The organism is Hahella sp. HN01, from assembly GCF_018986435.1.
In the GTDB taxonomy this organism is placed as follows: Bacteria; Pseudomonadota; Gammaproteobacteria; order Pseudomonadales; family Oleiphilaceae; genus Hahella.
This window is the reverse complement of the sequence record NZ_JAHMIN010000117.1, coordinates 1-1,424: the sequence shown is the minus strand read 5'-3', so window position 1 is coordinate 1,424 and position 1,424 is coordinate 1. Positions and strand designations below refer to the sequence as shown.

Here is a 1,424-nt window from a genome sequence, read left to right as displayed (position 1 = left end):
GGCTCATACCCAGGGCAAGAGCAATAGAGGCGCTCGACCACGCCTCGCCATCGGCTAGCAGAGCGAGTAAGTTGGCGTGTTTGTCCTCAACGGGTTGCGCCAATACCGCCACATCACTCATATCGTTAGGTTCTATCATAAACCCCCGAAATGTAAGGCCCGCCGGGAAATCTTTCTGGAGCGGATGGATGAGCTGCATCCCAAGGGTGCAAATAACGGTGTAATGGTTGCGGTGAATATTCACTGTTTAGGCGGCATGATGTAGCGACTATGAGGAAACATCCGGTGAATGGCCGCTCGTTACGAGTAAGTAACTTTATAGTGAATTGACCAACCCAATGGTGAAATTTCGATGGACTCATTGATCACCGAGGCGGCGCAGGCGCTGGCGGCAGGCGATCCCCTGGCGGCGCTGAATCGGGTTGCGTTGCGTGACGATGCGTCGGCGCTGGCCTTGCGCGGTATCGCTATGGCGCAGCTCGGCGATTTCAGCAGAGCAAGGGTGCTGCTGAAAAACGCGGCTCGCGCATTTGGACCTAAGGAAGCGGTGGCCAGAGCCCGCTGTATTGTCGCTGACGCCGAGATTGCGCTCGCCTCGCGGGATCTCGGTAAGCCAAGCACAAGACTTGAAACAGCGCGGGCGACGTTGTTGGCCCACGGTGACAGGATAAACGCCATTCATGCGCGCTATCTCGACGTGCGCTATTTGCTATTAACCGGACATATCGACGCGGCGGAGGCCGCACTCGTGGAATTTGACTCCACTACGCTGCCGCCGGTATTTAAAACAGTCCACGAACTGGCTGTCGCTGGTATTGCCATGCGCCGCCAGCAGGCAAAGGCGTCGCGCGCCGCATTGACCCGCGCCGGAGTAGCCGCCCGGGAGGCGCGGATTCCAGCACTGGTGGCCGAAGTCGAAACCGCGTTGCGGAGGTTGGAAAGCCCCGTCGCGCGTTTGCTGGCCGACGGTGAGGATCGCCCGGTGTTGCTTGATGCTGTCGAAGCGCTACTGGCGTCGAATACATTGATCATTGATGCCTGCCGAATGACAGTGCGCCGCAAAGACCAGACTATTTCGCTGACTACCCGCCCGATACTCTTTACTCTGGCAAGGGCGCTGGCCGAAGCCTGGCCCGAAGACGCGCCGAGAGACGCCCTGGCGGTCCGCGCTTTTCGATTAAAAACCGTGGATGAACCACTGCGCGCGCGTCTGCGTGTGGAGATTGGACGCTTACGTGCGAAACTGGGGGCGCTGGCGAATATCACCGCAACCTCTCGGGGGTTTATGATAGAACCTAACGATATGAGTGATGTGGCGGTATTGGCGCAACCCGTTGAGGACAAACACGCCAACTTACTCGCTCTGCTAGCCGATGGCGAGGCGTGGTCGAGCGCCTCTATTGCTCTTGCCCTGGGTATGAGCC

The 1,424-nt window shown here is 58.6% G+C and carries 1 protein-coding gene; it reads left to right on the top strand.

The features are described from left to right. Nucleotides 1–352: 352 nt before the first annotated feature. A partial coding sequence (locus KP814_RS32510; RefSeq protein ID WP_216740667.1) for a helix-turn-helix domain-containing protein occupies nucleotides 353–1,424 on the top strand: 1,072 nt, incomplete at its 3' end.